Source organism: Paenarthrobacter ureafaciens (genome assembly GCF_004028095.1).
Lineage (GTDB): Bacteria > Actinomycetota > Actinomycetes > Actinomycetales > Micrococcaceae > Arthrobacter > Arthrobacter ureafaciens.
This window is the reverse complement of sequence record NZ_SBHM01000007.1, coordinates 883,410-909,332: the sequence shown is the minus strand read 5'-3', so window position 1 is coordinate 909,332 and position 25,923 is coordinate 883,410. Positions and strand designations below refer to the sequence as shown.

Below are 25,923 nucleotides of genomic sequence, written 5' to 3'. Positions count from 1 at the left end.
CGCTAGGCTGAATCCAAACATTTAAAACAGGGGGGAACCTGCCATGAGTTTGTCCGACCTTCCGGGGCCGGTCCCCGACCCTTTGATCGGAGCATCGAGAACGACGACGGCACTCGCCGAACCCGTGGAACGCGTCCGGGGACTGTGGGTCACCGGGGTGGTGCTGGTCAACCTTGGCATCAACGCCGCTTTCTTCGGTCCTCTCCAGGTTCTGCTGGGGCAACAGGCGGAGCATTTCAACGCTGCGGAGAAGGAAGCAATCCTGGCGTTGGTAACCGGATGCGGCGCCGCGGTTTCCTTGGTTGCCAACCCGCTCTTCGGCGCCTTCAGTGACCGGACAACCTCCCGCTACGGCCGCCGTGTTCCCTGGGTCCTGATGGGGGCGGTCCTTGCCGCTGCGGCTTTGGTCGCCTTGGCCGGTGCCCCCAATGTTGCCGTCATGACCTTGCTGTGGTGCCTCGTGCAGGCGGGGGCGAACGCCATGTACGCTGCGATTTTTGCAGCTGTCCCGGACAGGGTTCCCGTTCCACAGCGGGGAACGGTGGGCGGTTTGGCCGCTATGGGCCAGACGGTCGGCATTCTGGTCGGCGCGGTGATTGCCGCCGTCGTTGCCGGTAACTTTGCCGCAGGATACTGGGTGTGCGCCGCGTCGCTGCTGGCCGGCATTGTTCTCTATCTCTTCAAGAGCGACGATCAGCCCCTGCCTGCCGGCGAGCGTCCCTCGTTCAGGCTGCTGGGATTCCTCCGGGGCTTCTGGGTCTCGCCCAAACGCTACCCGGACTTCGCATGGGCTTGGCTGACCAGGTTCCTGGTGAGCACAGGCAATCACATGGTGACGATCTACCTGCTCTTCTTCCTGGGGGACGCAGTACGCCTGAAGGAGACCGAAGGCATCGAACCCGAAGTCGGTGTTCTTGTGGTTACGGGCCTGTATGCGGTCACCGTGATCATTACCAGTGTTGTGGGCGGAAGGCTCAGTGACAGGATGGGCAAGCGGAAGCCTTTGGTGATTGCTTCATCAGCCATCATCGCAATGGCCTCGCTGATCCTCGCTTTCGCACCTACGTGGGTCGGGGCGATTTCCGGCGCCTTGGTGCTGGGGATCGGCTTTGGAGCCTACCTGGCAGTCGACTTCGCGCTGATCACCCAGGTCCTCCCCGCAGCCCTCGACCGCGGAAAGGACCTTGGCGTCGTCAATATTGCCAACTCACTGCCGCAGGTACTGGCGCCGGCAATCGCCTATCTTTTCGTCAAGAACCTTGGCGGCTACGTCTCGCTGTACGTGGCCGCAGCAGTGATCGGGCTCTTGGGGGCCGTCTTTGTGGTGAAAATCAAGAGCGTGGCCTAGAAAACAGCCGTGAAGCCACCCCATCCCCAACCGACCACGGCGGAACCCTTCCAGCGGAAGCCGGCAATACCCCAGTGGCTGAAGTCGGATGTGTCGCCGAAGTACATCGTGAGCCTTCCGCTGCGGTCGATTCCGTAAATGTCCGAATCCCCGTCGCCGTTGAAGTCTCCGGCCATTCCGAATCGCACCACCGAATCCCACCCACGGCCGATTGTGCCCGCGTAACTTCCAGGCAGACCATACTCTTCGAAGTATCCGTTGCGGTTCGACGTCCGGGCTTGCAGGTCTCCCCAAAACGTCCTCGACAAAGTCACCACGCTCGAATAGTCAAAGAAGTGGCCGGCTCCCACGGAGTCCATGTCTTGCCACCCTTGACCTATCCAGCGGGGCGGGAGCCAGCCCCCGTGGCCATTGCCCGGGTACAGGAAGAGACTGCCTGCAGAGTCCACCGCGAGGATGTCATTGCTTCCATCGCCGTTGAAGTCGCCGGCGGCGCTAATTTCCTTGAAACCTTGCCAGCCCTGGCCCACCTGCAGTGCCTTCTTCCAGCCGCCGGATCCGTTGCCCTGATAGAGGAAGAGACGCCCCTGCCCATCCCTCGCTAAAACGTCCACGGTTCCGTCACCGTCAAAGTCGCCGGGTGAGACCAGAAGGTCAAAGCCGTTCCAACCCCAGCCGATGACTTGGGGCGCCTGCCAGTTGCCGTGTCCGTCGGTGGGGTACAGCAACAAACGGCCGAAGGAATCGCGCGCAAATATGTCCAGTGTGCCATCGCCGTTGAATCCCCTGGCCCGTGGCGCTGCCGCGACCCGGAGCGGATGGGAGGCTTGAACAGTCAAGGACGACTCGGCGTCGTAAGTCACTGTCAGGTTGGCGGCGACCACTCGTCCCAAGTCGGCGGCCGTAGCCCGGTACGTGATGCCGTTGGCCCCCGGGATGACCACGCCGTCCCGGGTCCAGAAGTAGGAAATGGCGGGTGTTCCGCCTGCCGGCGACACGTAGGCGAACGTCGCCTTAATATCGACTTTCAGGAGCCCGCCTACCGTTGGATCCCCTACGAGTCTCGGTGCGGTGGAGACATAGACGTAACGGGTAGGTACGGCCACAGAAGGCAAGGCAGCCTGGGCAGGCACGCCGGAAACCAGGAGACTGCAGGCAAGGGCGGAGGCGGCAACGAGCATCGAGAGCCGGCGTCGCCGTAGGCCCGCGAAAATGAAAGATTTCAAGATTTCCTCAGGGACTAAGGTGTGGGATGTTCAGTGGAGCGAATGGGAGGCATGCGCCTAGAAAACAGCCGTGAATTCGCCCCAGCCCCAACCCACGACGCCGGAACCCTTCCAGCCGCCCGCGTTGTTGCCGTAGTACATGCGCATTTGCCCGGCGGTGTCGATGCCCCAGACGTCGTTCACGCCGTCGCCATCGAAGTCGCCCACGCCGCCCAGCTTGGTGATGGCGTTCCAGCCCTGCCCTATGACCCGGCTTGTGGTCCATCCGCCTGAACCGTTGCCGCCGTAGAAGACGAGGTTTCCTGCGGAGTTCCTGGCCAGGACGTCGGGTTTGCGGTCTCCGTCGAAGTCGCCGGGGGAGAAGATCGCGGTCATGCCGTTCCATCCCCAACCCACGGTCGACGCAGCCAGGAAGCCGCCGTAGCCATTGCCCGGATAGAGGACCAGTTCGCCGTTTGTCTTGCGGGCCAGGAGGTCGTTGTTGCCGTCGCCGTTGAAGTCCCCTGCGGCGAAGATCGAATTGAAGATTCCCCAGCCCCAACCGATTTGTTGGCGGGGGTTCCAGCCTCCGTACCACGTGCCTGGGTACAGGAAGAGGGAGCCGGCAGCATCGCGGGCAATGACGTCGTTCTCGCCGTCATTGTTGAAGTCGCCCGCCGCGATCATCGTGTTGAAGATGTTCCAGCCGGACCCGACCTCGTAGGCCTGCTTCCAGGTACCGTTTCCTCCGGTGGGGAACAGCCCGAGCCGGCCCCAGGAATCACGGATCAGCAGGCTCATTGTGAAAGGGTCCCAGTAGTTGTCACGGTAGAACCCGCTGGTGTGGGGACGATCGAGGCTGACTGTGGAGGAGTAGTTGAAGTCCAGGGCATCCAACGGAACGGCCGCTGTTCCGGAGCTCGGAAGGTTGTCCGGGTTGTAGTTCAGGGATCCGTCACGCCAGTACACGATGACGTGGCCGGCCTCGGTCTGAATTTCCACGTACTGGGCACGGTAGCTGCCCGGCGCGGCTCCCGGCGCGAAGAAGACCTCGAACGTGTACGTGGAGTCCGTTGGGTTGTAGGAACCCCGGGTCACCTCGCGGTGGACCGTGCCCGTCGCTGTGTTCCGGAAGGCGACGTAAACGTCTGCGATCGGTGCTGAGGCCTTGAGGGTGATCCGTGACTGGGCATGGCCGCCGGCACCGATGGACGTTGGGGTGGTGGATACTGCTACCGGGACGGGAGCGAACGCGTCGTCGGCCAGCGCTGCAGGTGCCGAGCCCAAGCCGCTGATAAGAAGAAAAAACGTGACGAATACAGCGAGCCAGGTGCGCGCACGGCGCGCAGGAGTGATCCCCATTGTTCCCCCAAGTCAGGCTGGTTGCAGATAACCGAGCCGGTGTAAGTGACTTGAGGGTACATCGGGATAGCCGGCGTCTGGGAATTTCCTGGGAACATTTCCAGGCTTAAAGCAAGTCAAACCCCAAAACCAACCGAAATCGGTTTAGAACACCGGGTTGAAAGCGCCCCAACCCCAGCCGATGACGCCCGAGCCGTTCCACCCGCCGTCGCCGTTGCCGTAGTAAGCCAACAACTGGCCGGAACCGTCCACTGCGAACACGTCCACATTGCCGTTGGCGTCGATGTCTCCTGCTGCGGCGATGGCGGACATGCCGCCCCAGCCCCAGCCGATGGTTGCTGAGCCGCGCCAACCTCCGGCGCCGTTGCCGGCGTAGAGACGCAGGTTGCCGGAAGTATCGCGGGCCAGGATGTCGACGTCGTGGTCACCGTTGAAGTCGCCGGGGGTGATGATCTGGTTGAGGATGTTCCACCCGGTGCCCACCACGGAGCGGTTAAGCCAACCGCCCTGCCCGTTGCCTGGGTAGAGGTACAGGTTTCCGGTGGTATCCCTGGCGAGGACGTCGTTAACGCCGTCGCCGTTGAAATCGCCGGGAGAGACGATCGATGTGAAGCCGTTCCAGCCGCTGCCGATTTGGCGACCGGCTACGAAGCCGCCGCTACCGGTGCCTTCGTAGAGGAACAGCCGGCCTGCCGGGTCCTTGGCGAGGACGTCGTTGGCGCCGTTACCGCTGAAGTCGCCGGGCGAGAACACTGTGTCGAAGCCGTTCCAGCCGGGGCCAATAATGCGCGCCGGTTCCCAGGCGTTGTTGATCCGGGGATAGAGCATGAGCGTTCCGTCGGTGCGGCGTGCGAGCAGCTCGAAGGCGCCGCGGCCTGTGAAGCCGTTGGCCCGGTTGGACGCTGAAACAGGCGGGGTCTCCTCGCTGGACACCTGCTGGCCCCCGCACCCGTTCTGGCTGGCTACAAGGTGTGCCGCAATGGTTTTGCCCTGGTCCTCTTCAGTGAGGACGTAGTTTGGCCACTGCCTGGAGGAGATGACTCCGTCGCGGGTCCAGTAGATGCTGTAGTCGGGACCGGCCGCGAGGCCGCAGCCCATGTACGAGCCCTGTTCGATCTCCACAGTGAGTGTTGATCCGACGAACGGCGCTCCGTGGACCACCGGCTGGTCGGGTTCCGCGGCGGCCATGGCAGGCGCCGGTGCGAAAGTGACTGCGGCGACGATTGCGGCCGCAATTCCCGCCACCGCCCGGCGCACGCCGAACGTAGGGCGTGATGAAGCGCTCATGGTGTCCTCCCCAGACTTATGCCCTTATATGATACCGCTGCTGGGAATCACCTAGAAGATCGCTGTGAAACCACCCCAGCCGCTGCCGACGACTTCCGAACCCCGCCACCCGGTCCGGCCGTCGCTGTAATAGACCACCAGGCGTCCTTGCGGATCCACGCCGTAGACGTCCGGGGAGCCGTCCCTGTCGAAATCTCCGGCGGCACCCACCGACTTCAGGGCGCTCCATCCGACGCCGATCAGCCAGGACCGCGCCCAACCGCCTGCGCCGTTGCCGCCGTAGAAGTAGAGGTAGCCGTTGCGGTCGCGCGCCAGGACATCGGTTTTGCCGTCGCCGTTGAAATCGCCGGGTGTGAGGAGGGCGTCCATCACCTGCCAGCCCTGCCCGACGGCGGTCCGCGCCAACCAGCCCCCGGAGCCGTTGCCCGGGTAGAGATAAAGGGCGCCACCGGGTTCGCGGGCGAGGATGTCATTGGTGCCGTCCCCGTTGAAGTCCCCGGGGCTGACGATGGAGTCGAAGATGTTCCAGCCCTTGCCGACGGTTTGGGCGGGTTTCCACCCGCCCGTGCCGTCGCCGGCGTAAAGGTAGAGGGTTCCTGCGGTGTCCCGCGCAAGGACGTCCGACTTGCCGTCGCCGTTGAAGTCGCCGGGGGAGAGGACGGCGTTGAAGCCCTGCCAACCCCAGCCGACGGTCCGTGCAGGGTCCCACGCTTTGCCTGTGCGACCGTAGAGTGACAACGTGCCGTCGCTGCCCCGCGCCAGAAGTTCGAAGGCCCGGCCGGTGAATCCCCTGGCCCGGTTCACGGCTCCCACGGGTGCTGTTTCGTTGCTGTGCAGGGTTTCGCCGGAGCATGAGTTTTTGCTTGCGGTAAGGTGCGCGGCCATCCGCCCGCCGGTGTCGTCCTGCTGCAGCACATAGTTTCGGCCGGTTTCGCCGGCTACCAGGAATCCGTCGCGGGTCCAGTAGATGGTGAAGTCCGGTCCCTTGCCGCCCCCGCATCCATAGAAGGTGTAGGGGCCGATCTCGGTGGTCAGCGTCTTCCCCACAAAAGGTTCACCTTGTACCACCGGGTCCGGTCCATTGCTGGGCGCCGCCGACGCCGGCAGGGGAGTAAGTGCCATGGCCGCCGCAGCTGCGGTCACTACCGCAGCCGCCATCCGGCGTCGTAATTTCCCCATGTGTGTGCCTTCCGCGCGAGACTGAAACCTCCCAGAAGTTTAGGGTGCCGCGCCGCGAATACCGGGAGCGGCATGCTGTGCCGGTGCTCGAGGGACTTTCAGGAAACGGTCAAGAAGCTCCCGTATCATTGATGCGGTCGGTCAGCAGGGGCCCCTCGCTCCAGTCCGCCGCGTCCTTGCCAGCTTCCCAGGAAATCGTCGGAGATGTCTGCAGCAAATTCACTGGAACCGTACTCCCTGGACCTGACCACAGGGCTTCCCCGCATGGCTGCCGCGCCCACTACCCCGCGGCAGTTGTTGCGTTACGCCCGCATCCTCAGGACGGCGGCGGGCTTCGCCCAGCGCCAGTTCGACACCCTGAGCCTTTCCGACGTTGCTGCCCGTGCAGACGTGCCCCTGGGCACTCTCTACCGTTACTTCCCTTCCACCGCGCACCTTATGTTGGCGGTGTACCGGCAGCAGTTGCGGGAATTGCGCGACGGCGTCCGGCAGCGGCAGGGGAACAGCCACGCCCTTGCGGGCCTGATGAAGGAGATTTTCCATCTGCGGGTCATGCAGCCGGGTGTGGAACACTGCCTGATCCGCCCCGCAGGAAAGGACAGCGACACAGCCCAGCTGCTGCGGGAGATTGATGCCCTGTCCGAAGAAGTGGTGAACTCACTGAGCAAAGACCCGGGCAAGGACCCCGTGAAGGCGCGCATCCTGTTGCATCTGGTGAGTGGTCTGGTCCAGGCCGTGCGGTGCCGGCGGTTGTCGTTGTTCGAAGCGGAGAAGGACCTCAAGAAGGCCTGCAGCCTCGTAGCCGGTGAGTGAGCATGCCTAGGGCAGCCAAGGTGCCGCACCCCGGTCCTTCGTACTGGTCTAGACCTCCAGGGGCTAAAAGGGCCGGTTTTCGCATGACCTGAATCACATTTTGTACTGCAAAAACGTTTTACTCTCGAATCGTCTCTTTAGGTATTGAATCTACCTCTCCCCGCAGTTCCCTAGGCTGGAATAACCGAAGCGGCTAGCAGCCCAAATCTTCAGACTCACCGCCGGGCCAGCCACCATTGGCCCGAACCCGCAGTTCTGTCCCTGCCATTCACCACGCCGTGGGTCCACGGCTAGCCTGAGGAGACAAAGACGTGTCCACTGAGACCATTTCACCTGACAACACCACCGCCCTTGTGCTGACCGAAGAGGAAATCTTCAAGGCCCACGAGGGCGGAAAGCTGACCGTATCCAGCACGGTCCCCCTCAATGACAAGCGCGATCTTTCCATCGCGTACACCCCCGGCGTCGCCGAGGTCAGCCGCGCCATCCATGCAGATCCGAAGCTGGCCCGCACCCACACCTGGGCCGAGCGCCTTGTAGTTGTGGTCAGCGACGGCACGGCAGTCCTTGGCCTGGGCAACATCGGCGCAAGCGCCTCCCTGCCGGTCATGGAAGGCAAGTCCGCACTGTTCAAGACCTTCGGCGATCTGGATTCCATCCCGCTGGTCCTCAACACCACGGACGTTGACGAGATCATTGAAACCCTGGTCCGCCTCCGCCCGAGCTTCGGCGCGGTCAACCTCGAGGACATCTCCGCTCCCCGCTGCTTCGAGCTGGAAGAGCGCCTCATCGAGGCCCTCGACTGCCCCGTCATGCACGATGACCAGCACGGCACCGCCGTCGTGGTCCTCGCCGCATTGACCAACGCAGCAAAGGTGACCAACCGCGAGATCGAAAACCTCAAGGTTGTTGTGTCCGGCGCAGGCGCGGCGGGCATCGCCATCGCCGAGATCCTCCTGGCCGTGGGTGTCAAGGACGTCGTCCTGCTCGACTCCAAGGGCGTCATCAACGCAGAGCGCGCCGACCTCGTTGCCGATGCCGGCAGCGTCAAGGCACGCTTCGCCCAGCGCACCAACCCGCGCGGTGTTACCGGCGGACCGGGCGAAGCACTCACCGGCGCGGACGTCTTCGTGGGTGTCTCCTCCTCCAAGCTGGCCGAGGAACACCTGAAGCTCATGAACGACCAGTCGATCGTGTTCGCCCTTTCCAATCCGGACCCGGAGGTCCTGCCTGAGGTCGCACGCCAGCACGCAGCTGTTGTAGCCACCGGCCGCAGCGACTTCCCGAACCAGATCAACAACGTCCTGGCCTTCCCGGGTATCTTCCGCGGAGCCCTGGACGCCGGTGCACGCCGCATCACCTCTGAGATGAAGATCGCGGCAGCCCGGGCCATCGCCCAGCTTGCCGAAGAGGACCTTTCCGCCGACTACATCGTGCCGAGCCCGCTTGATGCCCGCGTGGCACCTGCCGTCACCGCGGCTGTAGCGGCTGCCGTCACCAAGTAGCGGCCACCGCTGTACCAACCACGACGGCGACGCCCCCCTCACGGGGAGCGTCGCCGTCGTTTTGCTAAGGCAGCTCGTGCCCGGTCCGGCGTGGCGGGCCGGACCGCAGGGTGCCACCTAGACTGGGCCCATGAATGCCGAAGTGATTGTGACCATCCTGTGCGGCCTTGCCATTGCCGTGGGCGTCGCCGGAGTGATCATCCCGATCCTGCCCGGCAGCATCCTCATCGGAGTGAGTTTGCTGGCTTGGGCCATCTGGGGTGGAGCAGGGACGCTTGGCTGGGTGATCTTCGCCATCGGCATGGTGTTTGTGGTGGCCGGGATGGCTGCCAGTGCGGTGCTGACCGGCAGGAAGCTGATGCAACACGGCATCCCCAACAGATCAGTGCTGGCCGGTGTCGTGGTGGGCGTCGTGGGCATGTTCGTCATCCCCGTGGTGGGGCTCTTTGTGGGATTTGCGCTGGGTTTGCTGCTGAGCGAGGTGGCACGCACCCGCGATCTGCGGACCGCCGCGCGCACCAGCCTGGCTGCCCTCAAGGCCACCGGCATCGGTATCCTCGTGGAGTTCGGACTGGCGTGTGCGGCGGCCAGCACATGGGTGATCGGTGTGTGGATCAACGCGGTCAACGGTTAAACACCGGCGCCGAGTTGGCACTTAATGACAATTGCGAGGCGCAACATTGTCATCAAATGCCAACTCGGCGGAGGCTTTAGGGGAGCGCGGGCTCCGGGTTGCGCACCTGGGCCGGGCGGAACGTGGCACCGGCCCCGGGGAACGTTGGAACATCGATGCGGGCGTGCGTGTGGATCTCCTGCACCGTTGACGCCGTGTGCCCGGCGATCTCGGCCAACGTTGTGACCCACATGCCGTCCAGGTCCTTCACCCGTTCGATCAGCTGTTCCAAGGCTACGGCGCGGGAGGGCCGGCCGGAGATGAAGGGGTGGTTGGTCAGGACGAAGCAGCTGCCCTGCGAGTGGTGGGCCTGGGCTTCGAGGGTCCACATTTCCAACGCCTTGGCGGGGCTCTCGATGACTCCGCTGCCCGTGACGCCAGGGTAGAAGGCGTATTGTTCCCAATCGTCCAGGGCCCAGTCGACGGGGATCTCCACGATGTCACGGGAGTCACCGTCGGCGACGGCCATGCGGTAGGGGGCATCGCCGTCGAGCAGGCTGGAATCGTAGAGGAAGCCGCGGTCGGCCAGCAGCGCCGGCGACTGCCAGTTCAACTCCCACCAGGGTGCCCGGTACCCCACCGGGCGTATGCCGGCAACCTTGTGGAGCGCGTCCAATCCACGGTCCAGGTAGCTGGCTTCAGTGGCGGCGTCGATTCCCTGCATGGGCTCGTGAAGGTAGCCGTGGTGGCCGATTTCATGGCCGGCGTCGGCAATCCGGCGCACGACGTCGGGGTAACTCTCGGCCGTGAATCCCGGGATGAAGAACGTTCCCTTGATGTCCTGCCGCTCCAGGATTTGCAGGATCCGCGGGACAGCGATCTTGGGGCCGTAGGACTGGTGGCTCATGAGGGACATACGGCGGGTGCTGGTGGGCTCGTGCGCGATGGTGCAGGACTCGGCATCAACATCGAAGGTAAAGGACGCTGCTGCCCTGAAGCCTTCCGGCCAGCTGATGGGATGCAGGGAGTCCGCGAAGGCGGGGTTGTTCATGGTGTCGATCCTTACTTTGCCGGTGCTTGCGCGGCGGGTTCGTGGGTGGGAGCCGGTGCCGGCTGCGTCACCGAGATGTGGTTGGACTCAGCGAGGAGAAACCTTTTGTGGACCCGGGGGCCAAGGATGGCGTAGCAGGCCGCGCTGGTGAGTCCACCGGCCAACCAGGACAGGTCCCAGCCGCCCAAGGCGACGGCGATCGGCCCCTGCATGACGGGAATCAGCCCGTACATGAACAGCCAGGTGGAGAAGATGCCTGCCAGGAGGGACACGACGCCGGCCCAGTTGACCACCGGGAGGCGCGGCGTGTTTACGCCGTCGAACAGGCGTTCCACCTTGGCGGGCCAGCGCCTGTCCAGCCAGAAGTAGTGGACCAGCATGATGCCGCCCCAGGCTGCAACCCAGGCCACGAGGCCGATCAGCCACGCATCGAGAACAGCTGCGAAGTCCTCTTGGAAGATGAAGAAGATGACGGCGATCAGGGAGAAGACGCCGACGAACAGGTTGAGTTTGCGCCGGTTGATGTTGATGTCCAGGGCCTGGGTGGCCACGGAGAACGTGTAGATGTTCAGGATGTTCGTGGCGATGGGCCCGTGCAGGACCATGAGGAGCACCGGAAGGGCGAGGACGCCGAAGTTCTGCACGATCAGCTTGCCGGGATCCACTTCCCCGCTGTTGGTCGCAAGGCTTGCACCGAGGACACCGAGCCAGACCACCGGAATGAACTGGCCCAGCACGGACGCCAGGTAGACCTTGCGCTTGGGGACCGAGGTGCTCACGAACCGCGAGTAGTCAGCGGCGTACGTGAACCACGTGATGCCCCAGCCAATGCCGATGGCGGTCATGACGGCGCTCATAGCTGCAATGCGCTCGGAGCCCTGGAGGATGTTGCCGGCCGGACCCGCGTAGCCCCAGTCGATCTTCATGCCGAACCACGCCACGGCGGACATCACTGCCAGGATGATGATGGTGGGAGGAACGGTCCATTTTTCGAACGCTGCAATGGCTTTGTAGCCAAACCAGGCGATCGCCACCTGCGCGGCCATTATGGCAGTGGCTACCCCGATCTTCCACGCATAGTTGGGAGCGTCCGGATCCACCCAGCCGAGGGTGCCGAAGAGCGCCATCACCAGGTCCAGGATGATCCAGGTGTTCACAGCGCACCAGCCGATGACAAGGAGTGCCTGGATGGCTGCGGGAAGGTAGTTGCCGCGCCGTCCGAATGCTGCACGTGCCAGGACCATGCCGGTAGCCCCGGTCTTTTGGCCCAGCAGGACGAAGCAGCCGAAGAGGAGCATGCCGATCAGGTTTCCCAGCACCAGGACAGTGACGGTGTCTGCGAAGCCGAGGCCCAGATGGATACCGAGTGCGCCCAGCACCCAGTTGATGGGAGCCAGGTTGGCGCCCGCCCAGATCCAGAATTGTCCGGATACTTTGCGGGTGCGGTCCGACTCGGGAATTGGTTGAAGCCAGGCTTCGCTGTCGTGGGCCGGCGCCGTTGCCGGGCCCGACTGCGGACCACCCGTCTGTGCTTGAGAGAGGTTGTCTTGCATGGGGAGAGCCTCCGTTTATGAAAGGGACCCTCTAAGGCTATGTGCGCCAAGTCACAGCAACAAGATACTATGTGTCATGAAGAGATAGATCCTAATTGACGGAGTGTCATGTCCATCCTCCTCGGCGAAGCATTGAGTACCAACAGCCTGAAAGAGGCCGATCCCCGGCTGCTCACGGACGTCCCCGGCGCGCTATCCAGGCCTGTCCGATGGGTCCATTCCAGCGAAGTCCTGGATATCGCTCCGCTGCTCAGGGGCGGTGAACTCCTCCTGAGCGGCGGCCAGGCGCTCGCCGGCGTGGACAGTGAGCGGCGGAGCGCCTACGTCGCTGAACTTGCTGCCCGCCGGATTGCGGCGCTGGCGCTGGAAACAGGTCCGGCCCTCCCCGAAATTCCGGCCGCCATGCTGGAGGACGCCCAGGCCTTGGGACTCCCCATCATTGAGCTGCGCCGTCAGACGCCCTTTGTTGGAATCATGCAGGAAATCAACTCCCTGCTGGTGAGCGAGTCCGTGGAGCACCTGCAACTGGGAGACCAGGCGAGCCACGCCATGGCAGCAGAGCTCGCGCACGGGGCCGGTTTGGACCAGTTGCTCGCCGTGCTGGCAGAAAAGACCGGCGTCGGCGCCCGGTTGGTGTCGCCGTCGGGCTTGACCCTCGGGGCCGCGGGCCCCGCGGCAGAGGAAGGCGGCAGCGTTACCGTAGTGGACGTGCCGGTTCGGGGCGTCCTTGCCGCCCGGCTGGAGCTGGAAGTGCCCGACGGCGGAGACAGCGGCCTCGCGCGGGTGGCGGGGGAGAGGTCGGTGGACATCCTCGGCCTTGCCCTCATGCAGCGAATGCCCCCGGGTTTGAAGGAGATGGCCGGGCTCGAACTGATGAGGGCCATCAATTCCGGCAGCCAGCCGTGGCAGCTTCACCAATTGGGCCCTGCCTCGGGGTTCCCCGTTGACGGTGCCGTAGCCGCCGTCGTTGTCCGCTCGGCAGGGTCGGGGCACCTGCGTGCCGCGGTCGATGCCGCCCTGGCTCGCTGCGTTCCGCACAGCGCCAGCTACGCCAACAACGCTGAGCTGATTGCGCTGGCGGCCCTGCCGGAAGATGTGGCCGGTGCACGTGCCGGGTTGCTGGAAGCGCTCCGGTCCTTGGAACTGCCAACCGGCGCTGCTGTTGCTGTAGGGCCTGCGGGAAAGGGGATCGACCAGGCCCCCTGGTCATTGGCCGAGGCGCGGCTGACTCTCGATATGCCGCTCGGAATGGGGGGTGTGCTTGATGCGGAGGCGTTCGCCGTTGAGCGTCTGGCGCACGGAGCACTCGGCGCGGAGGTTCGTGAAAGGTTTGTGGCGCAGCAACTCGGCGGCGTGCTGGAACACGACCGGTTGAGGAAGTCGGCGCTGCTGCGGACGCTGACTGTGTGGCTGGACTCGGGATGCAACACCGCACAAGCGGCCAGGGAACTCCACTTGGAGCGGCAGTCCATGCACCAAAGGCTGCAGCGCATCTTTGAACTCTGCGGTGGCGATCCGAGGGGGACGGGCCGGCTGGCGGGGCTGCATCTGGCGACGAGGTTGGCCCGGCCCTAACCATCCTTAAACACCGAATCGCGGGACCACTACCCCGGTCGCCGGAAAAGAACGGCGAAGAGGCAGCGGACCCGCGAAGTCGGCCCGCAGAAGGGGAGGGCAAGGACTACTTCAACACAATCGTCCTGTTCCCATTCAGGATGATCCGCCCTTCGCAGTGCCAACGAACGGCGTTGCTCAGAGCCTTGCACTCCGTGTCCCGACCGGCCGCTACGAGGTCTTCCGGTCCGAACGTGTGGTCCACCTCCACAACCTGCTGCGAGATGATCGGTCCTTCGTCGAGCTCGCCGTTGACGTAGTGCGCGGTAGCGCCCACGGTCTTGACGCCTCGTGCATAAGCCTGGTGATACGGCTTGGCGCCCTTGAAGCTCGGAAGGAACGAATGGTGGATGTTGATGGCCCGGCCGTCCAGCTTCCGGGCAAGATCGTCGCTGAGGACCTGCATATAGCGGGCAAGCACCACAAGCTCAACGTCGAGTTCGTCGATGATGTCCAGCAGGCGGGCCTCGGCGGCGGGCTTGGTGGCGGCCGTGACGGGAACGTGGAAGTACGGAATCCCGTGCCATTCAGCGAGTCCCTGGTGGTCCAGATGGTTGGACACCACGCCCACCACGTCAATGGGAAGCTCACCGATCCGTGCCCTGAACAAGAGGTCGTTCAGGCAGTGCCCGAACTTGGAGACCATGATCAGCACTTTGCGCTTGTAGCCCTGCCGCTCCAATTGCCAGTTCATGCCGTACTTCTCGCCAACGGGAGCGAAGGAGGCCCGCAGGGTGTCCACGGTGGTGTCGTCGCCGTCGGACGCAAAATGCACGCGCATGAAGAAGTGCCCTTCGGCGCGGTCGCCGAATTGCTTGTTGTCGATGATGTCGCAGCCGTGCTCCAGCAGGAATCCGGAGACCGCGTGCACAATGCCGGGACCTTCCGGGCAGTCCAGCGTGAGCACGTGCTCCACCGACGTCCCGGAAGACACAGCGGCAGAAGGTTCAGTTTGAATGGCAGTCATTGCTAGCACTCCACTACGTTGACGGCGAGTCCTCCACGGGAGGTCTCCTTGTATTTGGATTTCATGTCGGCGCCGGTTTCCCGCATGGTCTTGATGGCCTTGTCCAGGGAGACCTTGTGGCTGCCGTCGCCATGGAGCGCGAGGCGTGCGGCGTTGATGGCCTTGACGCTCGCGATCGCATTGCGTTCAATGCACGGAATCTGCACCAGCCCGCCCACGGGATCGCAGGTCAGGCCAAGGTTGTGTTCAATGCCCACTTCCGCGGCGTTTTCCACCTGCCTCGGCGTTCCGCCCAGGACTTCGCAGAGCCCTGCGGCCGCCATGGAGCAGGCAGAACCCACCTCGCCCTGGCAACCAACCTCGGCGCCGGAAATGGAGGCGTTGATCTTGAACAGGATCCCGACGGCGGCCGCCGCCAGCAGGAACCGCACGACGCCGTCGTCGTCTGCTCCCGGAACGAACTTGGTGTAATAGTGCAGCACCGCCGGCACAATCCCGGCTGCACCGTTGGTGGGTGCGGTGACGATCCTGCCACCGGCCGCGTTCTCTTCATTGACGGCCAAGGCGAACAGGTTCACCCATTCCATGGCCAGCAACGGATCGCTGCTGTTGGCTGCCTCGGCGTCCGCAAGTTTCTTGAACAACGACGGCGCCCGTCGCCTAACGCTCAAACCGCCCGGCAGGATGCCCTCGGCAGAGCAGCCGTTGTCCACGCATTCGCGCATGACTGCCCAGATGCGCAGGAGGCGTTCACGCAGTTCCTCCTCCGAGCGCCACACCAGCTCATTGGCCAGCATGATGTCGGAGATGGACTTGCCCTCGCGTTCACAGATGGCAAGGAGCTCGTCGCCGGTGGTGAAGGGATAGGGCAGGACCGTGGTGTCCGGCACGATCTTTTCCGTGCCGGTGACGTCGCCGTCCACCACAAAGCCGCCGCCGATCGAGTAGTAGCTGCGCTCCCGCAGCACCGTGCCTGTGTGGTCCAAGGCGCGGAAGGTCATGCCGTTGGGGTGCGCCGGGAGGGACTTGCGGCGGTGCAGGACCACGTCCTCGTCCCAGTTGAAGTCCACCCGGTGGCTGCCGCCCAGGCGCAGCTCGGCATCCAGTGCAGCAGCTGCCACTTGGTCATCTGCGGTGCGGGTATCCACGGTTTCGGGGGAGTGGCCCTGAAGCCCCAGAACCACGGCCTTGTCCGAGCCGTGCCCCCGGCCGGTGGCGCCCAGCGAGCCAAAGAGCTCTGCTTGGACGCGCACCGTTGCCGGAAGTTGGCCGGACGAAACAAGGCCGTCCGTGAACTGCTTAGCCGCCCGCATCGGGCCCACCGTGTGTGACGACGAGGGCCCGATGCCGACGGAAAACAGGTCAAGCACGCTCAGTGCCATTACGGAACCTCAGGCGACGCGTACTCCCGCATTGAATCGAGGAGCCAGCGGCCCAGGAAGTCGGCGAACGACGCCCGGGGGAAGATCCGGAACGTCTGGTCGTCGGTCTTCCAGAGAACCACCGGGATGTGCCCGATTTCCGTGGACAGGGCAGTGCCTGCCTTCAGGACGCGGGGGTGGAGGTCCAGTGCGCAGCTCTTCTCGAGGACTGCGCGGGCACGGCTGCCGGAGAGTTCGAACGTGGTGCGGTTGGCGGAGAGGTCCACCACCTGGCCGGAGTCGCTGCCCAGGGCCGCGGTCAGATCGGAGACCAGGGAGCCGCCGAAGGAGTCGTGGGACTCCTCGGGAGCAACCACAAGGAACTCAGTCGGGCCGAGCCACAAGGTGCTGATGGCACCCGAGCCCGTCACCTCGCCGCAAGCGGCAGGCAAGCCGCCGGTGATCGCGGCAACCCGGGAACCGGCGTCGGACGTCCTGTTGACACGGACACCCACCTGGGTCTGGTAGGGAATTTCCTTGAGCGTGACCTTGCCGGCCACCGAACCGGCAGCGAAGGCCTCGGCGAGGTGCTGCGCCGGGCTGCGGCGGGCCTCACGAACGCGGTCTGCATTTACGGGTTGTGCGGGTGTTGCTGTCTCAGCCATCTTTGCGGGTCCCTTCAGCATCGAAAAGTACGGTTTCGCCAACAACCACGTCCACCAGCTGGTCTCCGACGGAAGCCTGGAGGGTTTCGCCGATGCGGTTGCGGCCGTTTTGGATCAGGGCCAGGCCGAACGAACGGCCCAACGCGGCACTGTGGTAGCTGGAGGTCACGAAGCCTTCCATGGGAACGGGACCGTAGGCCGGGTTGACCGCGATGCCCTTCTCAACAAGCTGGGTGCCCTCGGGAAGCTTCAACGAGTGGTCGGCAGGCAGGACGCTCACCAGGTGCTTGCGGTCCTCGCGCTTGGAGTCCGCGCGGAGGTAGGAACGCTTGCCGATGAAGTCCTTGGCCTTGGAGACGATCCACTCCATGCCGGCATCCTGCGGGGTGACCGTGCCGTCGGTGTCCTGGCCGACGATCGGGTAACCCTTCTCGGCGCGGAGAACGTGCATGGTTTCCGTGCCGTACGGGGTGATGTTGAACTCGGCACCCGCGGCAGCGACTGCTTCCCAGGTGTTGAGTCCGTACCAGGACGGAACGTTGATTTCGTAGGCCAGTTCACCGGAGAAGGAGATCCGGCAGACGCGTGCCTGCACGCCGGAGGCCAGCGTGGTCTCGCGGAACGTCATGAACGGGAAGTTCTCTGCTTCCAGTCCGCCGTTCTCCGCCAGCTGCGGGGCCACCTTGGCGATGACTTCGCGGGACTTGGGACCGACCACCGCAATGGTGCTCCACTGCTCCGTGACGGAGGTGAAAACAACATCGAGTTCCGGCCATTCCGTCTGGTGCCACTCTTCCAGCCAGTCCAGCACCTTGGCTGCGCCACTGGTAGTGGTGGTCATGAAGTAGGTGTCCTCATCCAGGCGGAGGGTCACGCCGTCGTCGAAGATCATGCCGTCAAGGGTGCACATGACGCCGTAGCGGGCCGAACCCGGAGCGAGCTTCTTGAACGCGTTGGTGTAGACGCGGTTCAGGAATTCGCCGGCGTCCTTGCCGCGGATCTCGATCTTGCCCAGGGTGGTGGCATCCATGAAACCGACGGAGTCGCGGACTGCTGCGCATTCACGGAGAACCGCGGTGTCCATGTCTTCGCCGTCCTGCGGGTAGTACCAGGGGCGCTTCCACTGTCCGACGTCTTCGAACAGGGCGCCTTGGGCAACGTGCCACGGGTGGATGGAGGTGACGCGGGCGGGATCGAACAGCTCGCCGCGCTGGCGGCCGGCCAGGGCTGCGAAGGCCACCGGGGTGAACGGCGCGCGGTACGCGGTGGTACCGATTTCGCCGATGCCCGGAACAGCGTCAGCGCCGCCGTGCTTGAGGGCCGCGGCGATCACGCCGATCGCGTTGACGCCGGAGGTCTTGCCCTGGTCGTTGGCGGTGCTGATGGAGGTGTACCGCTTCACGTGCTCTACCGAACGCATGCCGGCGCCGGTGGAACGGAGGACATCCGCCACGGACTGGTCGCGCTGGAAGTCGACGAAGTGGTTGTGCCACTCGCCCGGTTCACCCGTCTGGCCCGGAACCAGCCACAGCTGGCGGGTCGGGGCGGACGCGGTCGGTGCCGTGAGTTCGGACGGCGTGGTTGCCGATTCGAAGCCAGCTGCGATCGACGCCGCCGCGCCGGCGGAGATACCCTCAGCCAGGCAGTCCTGCAGTTCGTAGCTGCCGCGGCCTGCGCCCACAACCTGCTGGTCGCGGACCACGCTGGAGGGGATGAAGGCCGCGAGGTCGTCGTCCCAACGCAGTTTGCCCTGGCGCTGGCTGTGGAGGTGGACCACCGGGCTCCAGCCACCGGAAACAGCGAGGACATCGGCGGCGATCTGCTCGACGCCCGAGGTGAGTTCGCCGTCGTCGTTGATGCTGCGGACGGTCACGCCGTTCAGGCGACCGGCCTCATCCGCGCTGGTATCGGCAACTGCGCTGCCGATCAGGACGCGGAGGCCGGATTCGACGGCGGCTGCGGCCTTTTCGCTGATCTGCGGACGGGCGTCGACGACGGCGGCAACCGGAATGCCTGCTGCCTTCAGGTCCGCGGCGAGCAGGTAGGCGGAGTCGTTGGTGGTGCTGATGACGACGCGCTGGCCGACTGCGACGGCGTAGCGGTTCAGGTAGGTGCGGACGGCGGAAGCGAGCATGATGCCAGGACGGTCGTTGTTCTCGAACACCAGGGGACGCTCGTGGGCGCCCGGTGCCAGGACCGCCTGTTCAGCACGGATGTGCCAAATACGCGTGCGGGAAACTCCGGGGGCTGCCGGGACGGTGAGGTGGTCCGTGCGGTTCTGGGCTGCGATGAAGTAGTTCGAGTCGTAGGAACCGAAGGCGGTGGTGCGGTGCAGGACCGTGCACTCCTCGGCGGAAACCAGTTCGGCTTCAACGTCTGCGATCCATTCGAGGGCCGGCTTGCCTTCGATTTCTTCGGCGAGTCCCTCCGCCGTGGAGGCAGAGAGCAAGGAGCCACCGAGTTCGGGCTGGTCGTCGATCAGGATGACCCTTGCGCCGGTGCGGACGGCTTCGCGTGCTGCAGCCAAACCTGCAACACCGCCACCGACCACCAGGACGTCGGTGTGGACGTACTTCTTGTCGTATTCGGCTTTGTCCTCGGCCGGGTCCAACTTGCCCAAACCGGAGAGGAGTTCGATGTTCTGTCCGTCCACCAGGGAAACCGCCGTGGCCGGGAGCATGGACTCGGCAACGTGGCCGGGGAAGCGGGGTGCGATCTTGACCAGCGCGTTGGGCTCCTCGACGCCTGCAGCCATGATGCCGCGGGGACGGTCCTCATAGAGGGAGTTGCCGGCGTTGATGTGGCCGTTGGCCAGGAGGGCCGAGGCTATCGTGTCGCCGGGGTGGCCAACGAATTCCTGGCCATCCACGGTGAACCGCCAGGTGATGCTGCGGTCGATGCGGCCGCCGGTGGCGAGGCGGGCGTTCTTGCTGCTCACTTCCGGGCTCCTTCCGGGGAGGTTGTAGTGGTGGGGGCGCCGGGGGCGAGGCCCGGAGTGCCGGCCTGGCCTTGAGCTGATTGGGCTGCTGCCTTGGAGCCCGGGAGCTCCGGCCGCGGTGAGCCCATCGCGTAGATGGAGTGGATGTCGTAGCTCACGGTGTCGCGCAGCATGTTGAACCACTGCCGGCAACCGGTGCTGTGGACCCAGCGTTCGGCAAAAGTGCCCTTGGTGTTCTCGCGGTAGAACAGGTATTCAGCCCATTCCCGGTCCGTGAGGTCGTTCGGGTTTTCGGGGTAGGGCACGTGTGCCTGTCCGCCGTAGTGGAATTCGGTTTCGTCGCGTGGCCCGCAGTTGGGGCATGAGATGAGGAGCATGTCTGTGCCTTCCTAGTGGGCCACGGCTGCGGCGCCGTGTTCGTCGATGAGGGCACCGGTCTCGAAGCGTTCCAGTGCGAAGGGCTTGTTGAGCTTGTGCGGTGCACCCGTTGCGATGGTGTGGGCGAAGGTCAGGCCCGCTGCCGGGGTGCCCTTGAAGCCGCCGGTTCCCCAGCCGCAGTTGACAAACATGTTCTCCACCGGAGTGAGGCCCACGATCGGGGAAGCGTCCAGCGTGGTGTCCACGATGCCGCCCCAGGTACGGAGCACGTGAGCCCGGGCGAAGATCGGGAACAGTTCCACGGCTGCCGCCATCTGCTCTTCGATCACGTGGAAGGAGCCGCGCTGTCCGTAGCCGTTGTAGGAGTCGACGCCGGCACCCATCACCAGTTCACCCTTGTGGGCCTGGGAGACATACACGTGGACGTGGTTGGACATGACCACCGTGGGGTGGACGGGTTCGTGCAGTTCCGATACCAGTGCCTGCAGCGGGTGGGACTGGATGGGAAGGCGGAAGCCTGCCATTTCTGCCAGTACGGAGCTGTGGCCGGCGGCGCAGAGGCCCACCTTTTCGGTGTTGATGGTGCCGCGCGTGGTCTTGACGCCGGTGACGCGGTCGCCGTCCTTGATGAAGCCGGTGACTTCACAGTTCTGGATGATGTCAACGCCCATTTCGTCGCACTTGCGGGCGAATGCCCAGGCAACGTGGTCGTGCTTGGCGATGCCGGCACGCGGCTGGTAGGTGGCGCCCATGACCGGGTAGCGGATGTTGTCGCTCGTGTTCAGGATGGGGCAGAGTTCCTTGACCTGATCCGGTTCCAGCCATTCGGCGTCAACGCCGTTGAGGCGGTTGGCACCCACGCGGCGCATGCTCTCGCGGACGTCACCCAGGGTGTGCGCGAGGTTCATCACGCCGCGCTGGCTGAACAGGAAGTCGTATTCGAGTTCCTCGGGAAGGATTTCCCAGAGCTTGAGGGCGTGCTCGTAAATGGCGGCGCTCTCGTCCCAGAGGTAGTTGGAGCGGATGATGGTGGTGTTGCGGGCCATGTTGCCGCCGGCGAGCCAGCCCTTTTCCAGGATGGCAATGTTGGTCATGCCATGGTTTTTTGCCAGGAAGTAGGCGGTGGCCAGGCCGTGCCCGCCGCCGCCGACGATCACTGCGTCGTACGACTTTTTGGGTTCCGGGTTGCGCCAGAGGAAGTCAGGGTGTTCGGGGAGGTGGTCGACACTCACTGGGCTGCTCCAATCATTTCTGCTTCTAGTACGGATTCGGCGCCATTGCCGTTGTTGGAAAGGTGCGGGTAAAGCGGGAACTTTTCCGCCAGCGCGGTGACGCGGGTACGGAGTTCGACGGCGGTCCGGTCATCCAAGGTGCCGGTGCCGGCCGAGGCGATCAACGCCGTCGCAATAATGTCTGCAACTTCGGTGAACTCTTCGGCGCCGAAACCGCGGGCGGCCAGTGCCGGGGTGCCCACGCGGAGGCCGGAGGAGACCATCGGCGGACGGGGGTCGAAAGGAACGGCGTTGCGGTTGACGGTGATGCCGATGCGGTGCAGCGCATCTTCGCCCTGCTGACCGTTGAGTTCGGAGTTGCGAAGGTCAACCAGGACCAGGTGGACGTCGGTGCCACCGCTGACGACGGAGATGCCGGCGGCTGCAACGTCTTCCTTGAGGAGGCGCTCGGCCAGGATCTTGGAGCCTTCGAGGACGCGTTCCTGGCGTTCCTTGAACTCAGGCTCGGACGCGAACTTGAAGGCGACGGCCTTCGCGGCGATGACGTGCTCCAGCGGGCCGCCTTGCTGTCCGGGGAACACTGCCGAGTTGACCTTCTTGGCGATGTCGGCGTCGTTGGTGAGGATGACGCCACCGCGGGGTCCGCCGAGGGTCTTGTGGGTGGTGCTGGTGACGATGTGTGCGTGGGGGACCGGGCTCGGGTGCAGTCCTGCTGCCACCAGGCCGGCGAAGTGGGCCATGTCCACCATGAGGTAGGCGCCAACGGAGTCGGCGATGCGGCGGAACTCCGCGAAGTCCAACTGGCGGGAGTAGGCGGACCAGCCGGCAACGATCAGCTGCGGCTTGTTCTCGAGTGCAAGGCGCTCCACCTCTGCCATGTCGATGGTGTGGGTGTCTTCCCGCACGCTGTATGGAACGACGTTGTAGAGCTTGCCGGAGAAGTTGATCCGCATGCCGTGGGTAAGGTGTCCACCGTGCGCGAGGTTGAGGCCCATGATGGTGTCGCCCGGCGTGATCAGCGCGTGCATGGCAGCGGCGTTGGCCTGGGCGCCGGAGTGCGGCTGTACATTCGCGAATTCGGCCCCGAAGAGCGACTTCAGGCGGTCAATGGCCAGCTGTTCGATCACATCAACGTGTTCGCAGCCGCCGTAGTAGCGCTTGCCGGGGTAGCCTTCGGCGTACTTGTTGGTGAGCACCGAGCCCTGTGCCTCCATGACGGCGGTGGGGGCGAAGTTCTCTGAAGCGATCATCTCCAGCGTGGACTGCTGGCGGATGAGTTCCTGGGCGATCGCCTGATCAACCTCCGGGTCCGCTTGGGCGAGCGAGCGGATCAGCGGTTCAACCATGGTGTTCTCCTTAGAAGTACTTGTAGTTGCTGACTGTTAGTCAACTAATATATTAGAACTTCTGCCATGGTATGTTGGAGATCACATAGTCGTCAACAGGTCCGCGGCAACTCGTCCAGCAGACTGGGAAATACGACCACGGGGAGTAGGCCATGAGCACAGCTTTGGAAGCACTGGAATCCGCTCCGCAGGGAGCATCCCTCGCGGAGAACGCCTACCTGCTCCTGCGCGACAGGCTCATCATGCTGGACATCAAGCCGGGCGATCCCATCAATGACGGCCAGATCGCGGCCGAGCTCGGAATTGGCCGCACGCCCGTACGCGAGGCGATCAAGAGGCTTGAGAGCGACCACCTCGTGGTGTCCTATCCGCGCCGCGGCACCTTCGCCACCGGTGTGGACATCACCCAGCTCGCGGAAGTCTCCGAGATCCGTGAGTTGTTGGAGCCATTGGCCTCGCGCAAAGCGGCGCGGATGGCCAGCCCTGCCATGCGGGACGAGCTGCGCGCCGTGGCCGCGGCCATCCGTGACCTCGAAGGCCAGGATGCCTCCTCCAAGGAGCTCATGCGCTACGACATCCAGGTGCACCGGCTCATCTACAAGGCCTCAGCCAACGCCCACCTTGAGGACGTCCTGATCCGGTACGACAACCTCGCCACCCGTATCTGGTGCCACATGCTGGAAAAGATGCCCTCGGTTTCCGGGCACATCTCCGAGCACGCCGAGCTCCTGACTGCCATTGCCGACGGCGACGAGGAACTCGCTGCCAAGCTGGCCATGCACCACGTGGTGAGCTTCGAAGAGACCATCCGCAAGGTCCTCTAACCCACCCTCCCTCTATCACCTCCCGCCCCTCTATCACGTCCCACCCCTTTTGCCGGGATGCTCTATCACGTCCCACCCTTTTTGCCGGGATGCTCTATCACGTCCCACCCTTTTTGCCGGCTTGCTCTATCACCTGGCTGTACCCCCGCGCCGCGGGATCTGAACTTCTCGTGGGGCTGCGTACCGCCACGACCCACATTGGGCCGTCCTGCCCGCAGGTTCCCCCAATTTTCCGGCGTGTCACCGTCCGGCGCCTTCAATGTGGGTCGTGACGGAACGGGCCGGCGGCACTGTTACTTCCTGCCGCCGTCGTCGTCCGACGCTCTATCACGTCCCACCCTTTTTGCCGGATTGCTCTATCACCTGGCTGTATCCCCCGGGTCGCGGGTGATCTGAACTTCTCGTGGGGCTGCGTACCGCCACGACCCACATTCGGCCGTCCTCCCCGCAGGTTCCCCCAAATTTCCGGCGTGTCGGCGTCCCCTGTCCTCAAAGTGGGTCGTGGCGGAACGGGCCGGCGGCACTGTTACTTCCTGCCGCCGTCGTCGTCCGACGCGCTATCACGTCCCGCCCTTTTTGCCGGCTTGCTCTATCACCTGGCTGTACCCCCGGGCCGCGGGATCTGAACTTCTCTTGGGGCTGCGTACCGCCACGACCCACATTCGGCCGTCCTCCCCGCAGGTTCCCCCAAATTTCCGGCGTGTCGGCGTCCTCTGTCCTCAAAGTGGGTCGTCGCGGCACAAAACGATTGCACCCCACCGCCCCGTCACGCCAGGCCTGCTCTCTCGGTCTGGCGTAGGGCTCGACAGTCGGCCTCTACCCTTCCTGGCAGCTGCGTCCTGAACATTGGCAAGCAGCGGGGCGGAACGGCCGTGACTCCGAGGCATGACTTGTGGTTGCCAACCTGGTCGGCTTTGGCCTCAGCCCCTCGTTGCCCGGCGCTCTCCACCAGTTGTTTACCGCCGCCAGGGTTCCGGGTCCAAAAAGGGGGTGGGGTGTGAGAGAGGAAGGTCCAAAAAGGGGGTGGGATGTGAGAGAGCGTTCGGGGATGGCGGGAGATATTGGAGGCATTTGTGCCCAGCCTGTGCCTTTCGGTGCAACTGCGTTGATACAAGTGCAACAACAGCAGTCGAGGGAGATTGGGGGCACTCTCCTGCCCGTCGTCGATGGAACGTAGCGACGACATTTCTCGGATAGTTCTCGGGCAGAAAAAATTCACCCTTGACCGTGGTCCCGCTCACACTTAGTCTGGTGCAACAGCGTTGCGTTCAATGCAACCCCAATCAACTTGGTGGAACATGAGTAACGAATCCAACCCGGTGGCGGCCGTATCGGAAGACCTGTCCAACGGCGGACAGGGAACCACACCCGCCCCCAAAATTTCGGTTAGCAAGGACACTCGACGTCGCGTGGTCACGGCTAGCTTCATCGGCAACTTCGTCGAATGGTTCGACTACGCCGTCTACGGCTACCTTGCCGGAATCATCTCGACCGTCTTCTTCCCGGAGTCCGATCGTCAAACAGCACTCCTGGCAACGTTCGGCGTCTTTGCGATCTCCTTCTTTGTGCGACCCATTGGTGGTTTCATCTGGGGCCACATCGGCGACAGGATCGGACGCAAGCAGGCGTTGTCCCTGTCCATCCTGCTGATGTCGGTTGCAACTTTCTGCATCGCACTGATCCCGGGATACGCAACCATCGGCGTCATGGCGCCGATCCTGCTCCTGCTGGTCAGGGTTGTGCAGGGATTCTCGGCAGCAGGCGAATATGCAGGAGCCTCCGCATTCCTGGTGGAGTACGCGCCCGCACATCGGCGCGGACTCTATGCCGCCGTCGTACCTGCAAGCACTGCGGCGGGACTGCTGCTGGGGTCGCTTCTGGCCGCGCTGCTGACCTCCGTGATGAGCGCGGAGCAGCTCAACGAATGGGGCTGGCGCCTTCCCTTCCTCCTGGCAGCGCCCATGGGCCTGATCGGCCGGTACATCCGGACGAAACTGGAGGATACGCCCGCCTTCCGCGAGCTCGCCGAGACAGACCACGCAGTCAAGGCCCCGGCATTTGCGATGTTCAGGACCTACCGCAAGCAGCTCGTCATCGCTACTGGAGCGGTCTTGCTGAATGCCGTCGGCTTTTACGTCATCCTCAGCTACATGCCCACGTACCTCTCGGAGGAATTGGGATTCGGTGCGGCGGAATCGTTCCTCGCAACCACCATTGCCCTGGCCAGCTACATCGGCTTCATCTTCCTCACGGGCATTGCTTCGGACAGGTTCGGCCGGAAGAAGATGCTCATCATCGCAGCGGTGCTGTTCAGCGTCCTGACGGTCCCGGCTTTCATGCTGCTGGACTCCGGAAGCTTCGCGGTGATTGTTTTCGTCCAGATCCTCCTCGGCGGCATGCTCACCCTGAACGACGGAACCCTGCCCAGCTTCCTGGCGGAACTCTTCCCCACAAAGGTTCGCTACACCGGGTTCGCGGTTAGCTTCAACCTCTCCAACGCCCTGTTCGGTGGCACGGCCCCGTTCATGGCTACCCTCCTCATTGGCATGACACACAACCAGCTGGCACCCGGCTGGTACCTGGTCGCCGCCTCCCTTGTTTCCCTCATCGCAGTCCTCTTCGCCGCAGAGACTTCCCGCAAGCCCCTGCAGCAGGACTGAAACAACCACACCCCATTGAAAG

General features: G+C 64.1%; 20 protein-coding genes. 7 read left to right on the top strand and 13 right to left on the bottom strand.

The genetic code is table 11. The features are described 5' to 3' along the window. Positions 1 to 43: 43 nt before the first annotated feature. On the top strand, positions 44 to 1,348 hold the full coding sequence (locus tag AUR_RS08390; RefSeq protein WP_062098381.1) for an MFS transporter: 1,305 nt from the start codon (positions 44 to 46) through the stop codon (positions 1,346 to 1,348). Here the strand turns inward: AUR_RS08390 and AUR_RS08385 are convergent. From AUR_RS08385 to AUR_RS08370, 4 genes are all read right to left on the bottom strand, one after another. Then, entirely contained in the window at positions 1,345 to 2,574 is a 1,230-nt protein-coding gene (locus tag AUR_RS08385; protein ID WP_241650885.1) for an FG-GAP-like repeat-containing protein, read from the bottom strand. The two genes, AUR_RS08390 and AUR_RS08385, sit on opposite strands and share 4 nt — an antisense overlap. Before the next feature lie 57 nt (positions 2,575 to 2,631). Then, on the bottom strand, positions 2,632 to 3,915 hold the full coding sequence (locus tag AUR_RS08380) for an FG-GAP repeat domain-containing protein (protein WP_062098379.1): 1,284 nt from the start codon (positions 3,913 to 3,915) through the stop codon (positions 2,632 to 2,634). A 144-nt stretch (positions 3,916 to 4,059) separates the two neighbouring features. Beyond that, complete coding sequence (locus AUR_RS08375; RefSeq protein ID WP_128397112.1) at positions 4,060 to 5,202, bottom strand: FG-GAP repeat domain-containing protein; 1,143 nt, start codon at positions 5,200 to 5,202, stop codon at positions 4,060 to 4,062. Between the two features lie 51 nt (positions 5,203 to 5,253). Beyond that, on the bottom strand, positions 5,254 to 6,381 hold the full coding sequence (locus AUR_RS08370) for an FG-GAP repeat domain-containing protein (protein WP_062098375.1): 1,128 nt from the start codon (positions 6,379 to 6,381) through the stop codon (positions 5,254 to 5,256). Positions 6,382 to 6,585: 204 nt separating this feature from the next. Between AUR_RS08370 and AUR_RS08365 the strand changes: the two genes are divergently transcribed. The 3 genes from AUR_RS08365 (at position 6,586) to AUR_RS08355 (ending at position 9,333) form a co-directional block, all read left to right on the top strand. Continuing rightward, positions 6,586 to 7,194 carry a TetR/AcrR family transcriptional regulator gene (locus tag AUR_RS08365; RefSeq protein ID WP_062098373.1) on the top strand — a complete coding sequence of 203 codons (609 nt, stop codon included), beginning with the start codon at positions 6,586 to 6,588 and terminating at the stop codon, positions 7,192 to 7,194. Positions 7,195 to 7,505: 311 nt separating this feature from the next. Beyond that, positions 7,506 to 8,699, top strand: a complete 1,194-nt coding sequence (locus tag AUR_RS08360; RefSeq protein WP_062098371.1) for an NAD(P)-dependent malic enzyme — start codon at positions 7,506 to 7,508, stop codon at positions 8,697 to 8,699. 130 nt (positions 8,700 to 8,829) lie between these two features. Beyond that, the gene (locus AUR_RS08355; RefSeq protein ID WP_021473920.1) at positions 8,830 to 9,333 is read left to right on the top strand and encodes a DUF456 domain-containing protein; all 504 of its coding nucleotides are present in this window, start codon (positions 8,830 to 8,832) and stop codon (positions 9,331 to 9,333) included. 76 nt (positions 9,334 to 9,409) lie between these two features. Here AUR_RS08355 and AUR_RS08350 read toward each other — a convergent pair whose 3' ends face one another. Further along, on the bottom strand, positions 9,410 to 10,363 hold the full coding sequence (locus AUR_RS08350) for a polysaccharide deacetylase family protein (protein WP_062098369.1): 954 nt from the start codon (positions 10,361 to 10,363) through the stop codon (positions 9,410 to 9,412). Between the two features lie 11 nt (positions 10,364 to 10,374). Next, the gene (locus AUR_RS08345; RefSeq protein ID WP_062098367.1) at positions 10,375 to 11,916 is read right to left on the bottom strand and encodes a purine-cytosine permease family protein; all 1,542 of its coding nucleotides are present in this window, start codon (positions 11,914 to 11,916) and stop codon (positions 10,375 to 10,377) included. A 108-nt stretch (positions 11,917 to 12,024) separates the two neighbouring features. On the opposite strand from AUR_RS08345, the gene AUR_RS08340 reads away from it, so the two are divergent. Continuing rightward, on the top strand, positions 12,025 to 13,491 hold the full coding sequence (locus AUR_RS08340) for a PucR family transcriptional regulator (protein ID WP_062098365.1): 1,467 nt from the start codon (positions 12,025 to 12,027) through the stop codon (positions 13,489 to 13,491). Between the two features lie 106 nt (positions 13,492 to 13,597). Here AUR_RS08340 and purU read toward each other — a convergent pair whose 3' ends face one another. Genes purU through glyA form a run of 7 tightly spaced genes read right to left on the bottom strand, consistent with a single transcriptional unit; the run spans position 13,598 to position 22,417 of the window. Beyond that, positions 13,598 to 14,497: a formyltetrahydrofolate deformylase gene (purU, locus tag AUR_RS08335; protein WP_021473924.1), complete on the bottom strand. Its 900-nt coding sequence runs from the start codon at positions 14,495 to 14,497 to the stop codon at positions 13,598 to 13,600. 2 nt (positions 14,498 to 14,499) lie between these two features. Beyond that, the gene (locus AUR_RS08330; protein WP_021473925.1) at positions 14,500 to 15,879 is read right to left on the bottom strand and encodes an L-serine ammonia-lyase; all 1,380 of its coding nucleotides are present in this window, start codon (positions 15,877 to 15,879) and stop codon (positions 14,500 to 14,502) included. After that, complete coding sequence (locus AUR_RS08325; RefSeq protein WP_062098364.1) at positions 15,879 to 16,523, bottom strand: sarcosine oxidase subunit gamma; 645 nt, start codon at positions 16,521 to 16,523, stop codon at positions 15,879 to 15,881. The genes AUR_RS08330 and AUR_RS08325 overlap by 1 nt, the downstream gene beginning before the upstream one ends. Continuing rightward, complete coding sequence (locus tag AUR_RS08320; protein ID WP_021473927.1) at positions 16,516 to 19,461, bottom strand: 2Fe-2S iron-sulfur cluster-binding protein; 2,946 nt, start codon at positions 19,459 to 19,461, stop codon at positions 16,516 to 16,518. Before AUR_RS08320 ends, AUR_RS08325 begins: the two co-directional genes overlap by 8 nt. After that, complete coding sequence (locus AUR_RS08315; RefSeq protein WP_021473928.1) at positions 19,458 to 19,838, bottom strand: sarcosine oxidase subunit delta; 381 nt, start codon at positions 19,836 to 19,838, stop codon at positions 19,458 to 19,460. Before AUR_RS08315 ends, AUR_RS08320 begins: the two co-directional genes overlap by 4 nt. A gap of 12 nt (positions 19,839 to 19,850) precedes the next feature. Then, positions 19,851 to 21,071 (bottom strand): sarcosine oxidase subunit beta family protein, encoded by a 1,221-nt coding sequence (locus tag AUR_RS08310; RefSeq protein ID WP_021473929.1) that lies wholly within the window; start codon positions 21,069 to 21,071, stop codon positions 19,851 to 19,853. Further along, complete coding sequence (glyA, locus tag AUR_RS08305; protein WP_062098362.1) at positions 21,068 to 22,417, bottom strand: serine hydroxymethyltransferase; 1,350 nt, start codon at positions 22,415 to 22,417, stop codon at positions 21,068 to 21,070. The genes AUR_RS08310 and glyA overlap by 4 nt, the downstream gene beginning before the upstream one ends. Positions 22,418 to 22,569: 152 nt before the next feature. Between glyA and AUR_RS08300 the strand changes: the two genes are divergently transcribed. Both AUR_RS08300 and AUR_RS08295 read left to right on the top strand, forming a co-directional pair. After that, complete coding sequence (locus AUR_RS08300; RefSeq protein WP_062098360.1) at positions 22,570 to 23,241, top strand: GntR family transcriptional regulator; 672 nt, start codon at positions 22,570 to 22,572, stop codon at positions 23,239 to 23,241. A gap of 1,298 nt (positions 23,242 to 24,539) precedes the next feature. Next, positions 24,540 to 25,901: an MFS transporter gene (locus AUR_RS08295; protein WP_021473932.1), complete on the top strand. Its 1,362-nt coding sequence runs from the start codon at positions 24,540 to 24,542 to the stop codon at positions 25,899 to 25,901. Positions 25,902 to 25,923: the final 22 nt, after the last annotated feature.

Coding starts and splice junctions, on each gene's coding strand:
- AUR_RS08390 (WP_062098381.1), top strand. CDS start 44: ATGAGTTTGTCCGACCTTCCGGGGCCGGTCCCCGACCCTTTGATCGGA.
- AUR_RS08380 (WP_062098379.1), bottom strand. CDS start 3,915: ATGGGGATCACTCCTGCGCGCCGTGCGCGCACCTGGCTCGCTGTATTC.
- AUR_RS08375 (WP_128397112.1), bottom strand. CDS start 5,202: ATGAGCGCTTCATCACGCCCTACGTTCGGCGTGCGCCGGGCGGTGGCG.
- AUR_RS08370 (WP_062098375.1), bottom strand. CDS start 6,381: ATGGGGAAATTACGACGCCGGATGGCGGCTGCGGTAGTGACCGCAGCT.
- AUR_RS08365 (WP_062098373.1), top strand. CDS start 6,586: ATGTCTGCAGCAAATTCACTGGAACCGTACTCCCTGGACCTGACCACA.
- AUR_RS08355 (WP_021473920.1), top strand. CDS start 8,830: ATGAATGCCGAAGTGATTGTGACCATCCTGTGCGGCCTTGCCATTGCC.
- AUR_RS08350 (WP_062098369.1), bottom strand. CDS start 10,363: ATGAACAACCCCGCCTTCGCGGACTCCCTGCATCCCATCAGCTGGCCG.
- AUR_RS08345 (WP_062098367.1), bottom strand. CDS start 11,916: ATGCAAGACAACCTCTCTCAAGCACAGACGGGTGGTCCGCAGTCGGGC.
- AUR_RS08340 (WP_062098365.1), top strand. CDS start 12,025: ATGTCCATCCTCCTCGGCGAAGCATTGAGTACCAACAGCCTGAAAGAG.
- purU (WP_021473924.1), bottom strand. CDS start 14,497: ATGACTGCCATTCAAACTGAACCTTCTGCCGCTGTGTCTTCCGGGACG.
- AUR_RS08330 (WP_021473925.1), bottom strand. CDS start 15,879: ATGGCACTGAGCGTGCTTGACCTGTTTTCCGTCGGCATCGGGCCCTCG.
- AUR_RS08325 (WP_062098364.1), bottom strand. CDS start 16,523: ATGGCTGAGACAGCAACACCCGCACAACCCGTAAATGCAGACCGCGTT.
- AUR_RS08315 (WP_021473928.1), bottom strand. CDS start 19,838: ATGCTCCTCATCTCATGCCCCAACTGCGGGCCACGCGACGAAACCGAA.
- glyA (WP_062098362.1), bottom strand. CDS start 22,417: ATGGTTGAACCGCTGATCCGCTCGCTCGCCCAAGCGGACCCGGAGGTT.
- AUR_RS08300 (WP_062098360.1), top strand. CDS start 22,570: ATGAGCACAGCTTTGGAAGCACTGGAATCCGCTCCGCAGGGAGCATCC.
- AUR_RS08295 (WP_021473932.1), top strand. CDS start 24,540: ATGAGTAACGAATCCAACCCGGTGGCGGCCGTATCGGAAGACCTGTCC.